This is a genomic window from Micromonospora sp. KC721 (assembly GCF_004348355.1).
Classification (GTDB): domain Bacteria; phylum Actinomycetota; class Actinomycetes; order Mycobacteriales; family Micromonosporaceae; genus Micromonospora.
In genome coordinates, this window is record NZ_SMJY01000308.1 from 1 (window position 1) to 4535 (window position 4535).

A 4535-nucleotide genomic window follows, 5' to 3' on the forward strand; every position below is an offset into this window, starting at 1 on the left:
GGACGGCCCTCGGCGGGTGGGCGGGCCGCGGCCGCTCCGGCCACGGCCGGACGGCCTGGGACCGGGTCGGCCGGGCGGGCACCACCGTAGACCGCGCCGCCCTTGGCGGGGCGGGCGGCGGCAGCGGCCGGGGCGCCGTAGACGCCACCGCCGGCGGGCGCACCGCCGTAGACACCGCCGGCACCGCCCTGGCCCGCCCCCTCGCGATCGATCGCGCCCGACGAGTCGGGCCACGGCGCACCGTCGTCCGGCGTGGTGTCGTCCTCATCCGGGGCGGATCGCCGCCGGGACCGCAGGATGCCGAAGATTCCCGCGCCCACCAGCAGGAGGCCGAGTACGCCGGCCGCGCCTCCGAACAGATAGGTCATCTGGTCCAGCGACAGCGAGTCGAACCAGGACCCCTCCGCCGTTGGCTTCTTCGCGTCCCCCGGACGGGCCAGCGCCTCCGCCCCCTTGGTCGACGGCGTGTACGCCAGGATGTCGATCGGGTCGTCGGCGGCCAACTCCCCGGCGTCAGAGACGGTGAGGAAGGTCTTGCCGTCCGGGCTGTACGAGATCGCCTCGCCGAACGGGTCGGCCAGCGGGGTCACCCGGGGTTTACCGGTGGTCAGCGCGCCCACGATGTCGTCGCCGGTGACGTCGTACTCGAAGGCGTCGGCGTACGTGCGCAGCACCACCTTCTTGCCGTCGGGTGAGCGGGCCGCGCCGGTGATCGCCACCCGGCCGAAGATGTTCAGCGGATTGTCGGTGTTGGTCTGCGGCAGCCCGATCTCGCCGACCTTCTTCATCGGCACCGGTTCGGTGTCGCCGGACTTCAGCGGGCCGGTCGGGGTGTAGATACCGGCCTTGCCGCTGGGCACCTTGGTGATCACGAGGGGCAGGTTGTCGGCCCCGACGAGCAGCGCCTCGGCGTCGTGCGGCTTCTGCTCCGGGTACGCCAGCCGGTGCAGCACCGGTTGTTTGCCGCCGCCGATCGGCATCGTCCAGACCGCGATCCGGCTACGCCGCTGTTTGCCGGGGTTGTCGCCGATGTCGCCGATCCACAGCGTCCTGCCGTCCGGCGAGACGGCCAGGTCCTCGGTGTCGAACGGGCCCCCGCCGGAGTACCGGACCGGCTCCTTGGCGATCTTGCATTTGCTGTCCAGGTAGAAGACCCGCTTGCGGTTCTCCTCCAGCGAGCCGTCGTTGATCACGATGTAGCCGGTCTTGGTGGCCACCAGCCCGGAGAGCTCGTCCAGCCGCGGATCCTCGATGGTGCACCGCTTCTTGGGGGCGGAGGCGGAGGCGGCCGGTGCCGCGGCGGCGGCGACCGGGCACGCCACGGTTGCCCCCAGCAGGCTGAGGGCAACCGTGACCGAGGAAACAGCGCGGCGCATTCCGCCAGTGTCGCATGCCGTCGCGGACCGGCGGGTGAGGCCGGGGAGCGCTATCGCGCCCCGGCGCCCGCGTGCTCCTGCGCCGCCTCGAACGGGGCCAGTTCGGCGGCGAGCGCCGCACCGACCCGCACGTGCAGCAGCGTGCCGTCGGGCAGGTGGGCGGTGCTGAGCACCTCACCCTGCCGGTGCACCCGGGCGACCAGGTCACCCCGGTCGTACGGCAGCACCACGCGGATTTCCACCGCCGGGCGGGGCAGCCGCTCCTCGACGGCCCCGCGGAGCCCGTCGAGCCCGCGCCCGCTGTGCGCGGAGACGAAGACCGCCTCCGGCCAGAGCCGCTTGAGCCGCAGCAATGTCTCCTCGTCGGCGGCGTCGGTCTTGTTGACCACCAGCAGCTCCGGCAGCCGGTCGGCGCCGACCTCGGAGAGCACCTCGCGGACCGCGCGGACCTGCTCCTCCGGATCCGGGTGGGTGCCGTCGACGACGTGCACCACCAGGTCGGCCTCGGCGACCTCCTCCAGGGTCGAGCGGAACGCCTCGACGATCTGGTGCGGCAGGTGCCGGACGAACCCGACGGTGTCCGACAGCGTGTAGAGCCGACCGTCGGCCGTGGTGGCCCTGCGGGTGGTCGGATCCAGCGTGGCGAAGAGCGCGTTCTCCACCAGCACCCCCGCCCCGGTCAGGCGGTTGAGCAGGCTGGACTTGCCGGCGTTGGTGTAACCGGCGATGGCCACCGCGGGGACCGCGTTGCGGGAGCGGCGGGCGCGCTTGGTCTGGCGTACCGTCCGCATGCCCTTGATCTCCCGGCGCAGCCGGGAGATACGGGTACGGATCCGGCGCCGGTCGGTCTCCAGCTTGGTCTCACCGGGACCGCGCAGGCCCACGCCGCCACCGGCGCCGCCGCCGCGACCAGAACCACCGGTCTGCCGGGACAGCGTCTCACCCCAACCACGAAGGCGCGGGAGCAGGTATTCGAGCTGAGCCAGCTCGACCTGCGCCTTACCTTCCTTGCTCTTGGCATGCTGGGCGAAGATGTCCAGGATCAGCGCCGTCCGATCGACCACCTTGACCTTGGTGCGCTGCTCCAGGTTCCGCAGCTGGGACGGGGACAGCTCACCGTCGCAGATCACCGTGTCGGCGCCGGTGGACAGCACCACCGCGCCCAGGTCGTCGACCTTGCCCCGGCCGATGTAGGTGGCCGGGTCGGGGCGGTTACGCCGCTGGATCAGCCCTTCGAGCACCTGGGAGCCAGCCGTCTCGGCCAGCGCCGCCAGCTCGGTCAGCGAGTTCTCGGCGTCGACCTGGGTACCCTCGGTCCAGACCCCGACCAGCACGACCCGCTCCAGCCGCAGCTGGCGGTACTCGACCTCGGTGATGTCGGTGAGCTCGGTGGAGAGGCCGGGGACCCGCCGCAGCGCCTGCCGCTCCGACAGCTCGAACTCGCCGGTGGTGGCGTCGAGCTCGTCGTCCTCGTAGGGAACGTAGGTCTCCTGCTCTCGCAAACTAGTCTCCTGTCCGTTTGGTGACGTAGGAAGCAATCCTGACATGTGCCAACGCCGGACGCACCCGCTATATGCCCGTGCTGTTATGGCGCTACCCACTGGTAGCGGGGGCGGATACCGGCCCAGGTGGGCGGGCGGGTAGAAAGGCGAATCAAGCCGCTCAGCGATGACGGAGGTTTCCCGTGGCCATCACCCGACTGCCGAGTGCCGGATTCTCGATCACGATCCGGATCGCGGTACCCGCGGACGCCTCCTCCATCGGCCGGCTCACCACCGCCGTCGGTGAGGCCGGGGCGATCGTCACCGCACTCGACGTGGTCGACTCCGACCCGACCAGCGTCATCGTCGACCTCACCTGTGACACCGCCGACGCCAGCCATGCCGACCAGGTGGTCGACGCGCTGAGCGCGCTCGACGGCGTGGACGTCCGCAAGGTCTCCGACCGGACCTTCCTGCTGCACCTCGGCGGCAAGATCGAGGTCAGCCCGAAGGTGGCCCTGCGCACCCGCGACGAGCTGTCGCGGGCGTACACCCCGGGGGTGGCGCGGGTCTGCATGGCGATCGCGGAGAATCCGGCGGACGCCCGGCGGCTGACCATCAAGCGCAACACCGTGGCGGTGGTCAGCGACGGCTCGGCGGTGCTCGGTCTGGGCAACCTCGGGCCGGCGGCCTCGCTGCCGGTGATGGAGGGCAAGGCGGCGCTGTTCAAGCGCTTCGGCGGCGTCGACGCCTGGCCGGTGGTGCTCGACACCCAGGACACCGACGAGATCGTGGCGATCGTCAAGGCGATCGCGCCCGCGTACGGCGGGATCAACCTGGAGGACATCGCCGCGCCGCGCTGCTTCGAGATCGAGGCCCGGCTGCGCGAGGCGCTGGACATCCCGGTCTTCCACGACGACCAGCACGGCACCGCGATCTGCGTGCTGGCCGCGCTGACCAACGCGCTGCGCGTGGTGGGCAAGCGACTGGAGGACGTCCGGGTGGTCGTCTCCGGGGCCGGCGCGGCCGGCACCGCGATCATGAAGCTGCTGCTGCGCCAGGGCGTCGGTGACATCATCGCGTACGACCGGCAGGGCGCCCTGCACCGTGGCCTGCCCGGGCTCAACCCGGCCTGGCGGTGGCTGGCGGAGAACACCAACAAGGACGGCTACGCCGGTGACCTGCCGGGGGCGCTGCGCGGCGCGGACGTCTTCATCGGGGTCAGCGCGCCGAACCTGCTCACCGGCGACGACATCGCCGCGATGGCCAAGGACGCGATCGTGTTCGCGCTGGCCAACCCCGACCCGGAGGTCGACCCGCGAGAGGCCCGCAAGCACGCCGCGGTCGTCGCCACCGGCCGCTCCGACCAGCCGAACCAGATCAACAACGTGCTCGCGTTCCCGGGCGTGTTCCGGGGCATGCTCGACGCGCACGCCGAGGAGTTCACCGAGGAGATGGCGATCGCCGCCGCCCGCGCCATCGCGGACGTGGTCGGCGAAGACAAGATCAACCCCACCGTCATCGTGCCAAGCGTCTTCGACTCCCGGGTCGCTCCCGCCGTGGCGGCGGCGGTCCGCGCCGCCGCCCAGAATCCGGCGGCGACGCCCGCTCCGGCCGCCGACCCCGGCCCCGCGGATCTCCCCGAGCTGGCCGCCAACGCCAGCGCCACCCCCTAACC

The 4535-nt window shown here is 72.0% G+C and carries 3 protein-coding genes; 1 reads left to right on the top strand and 2 read right to left on the bottom strand.

The genetic code is table 11. The features are described 5' to 3' along the window. Positions 1–1376: hypothetical protein (locus tag E1182_RS29370; RefSeq protein ID WP_207921569.1), on the bottom strand; the 1376-nt coding region annotated here is incomplete at its 3' end. A 50-nt stretch (positions 1377–1426) separates the two neighbouring features. Further along, on the bottom strand, positions 1427–2878 hold the full coding sequence (hflX, locus tag E1182_RS29375) for a GTPase HflX (protein WP_132270972.1): 1452 nt from the start codon (positions 2876–2878) through the stop codon (positions 1427–1429). A gap of 182 nt (positions 2879–3060) precedes the next feature. On the opposite strand from hflX, the gene E1182_RS29380 reads away from it, so the two are divergent. Further along, entirely contained in the window at positions 3061–4533 is a 1473-nt protein-coding gene (locus E1182_RS29380; RefSeq protein WP_132270973.1) for an NAD-dependent malic enzyme, read from the top strand. Positions 4534–4535 lie beyond the last annotated feature (2 nt).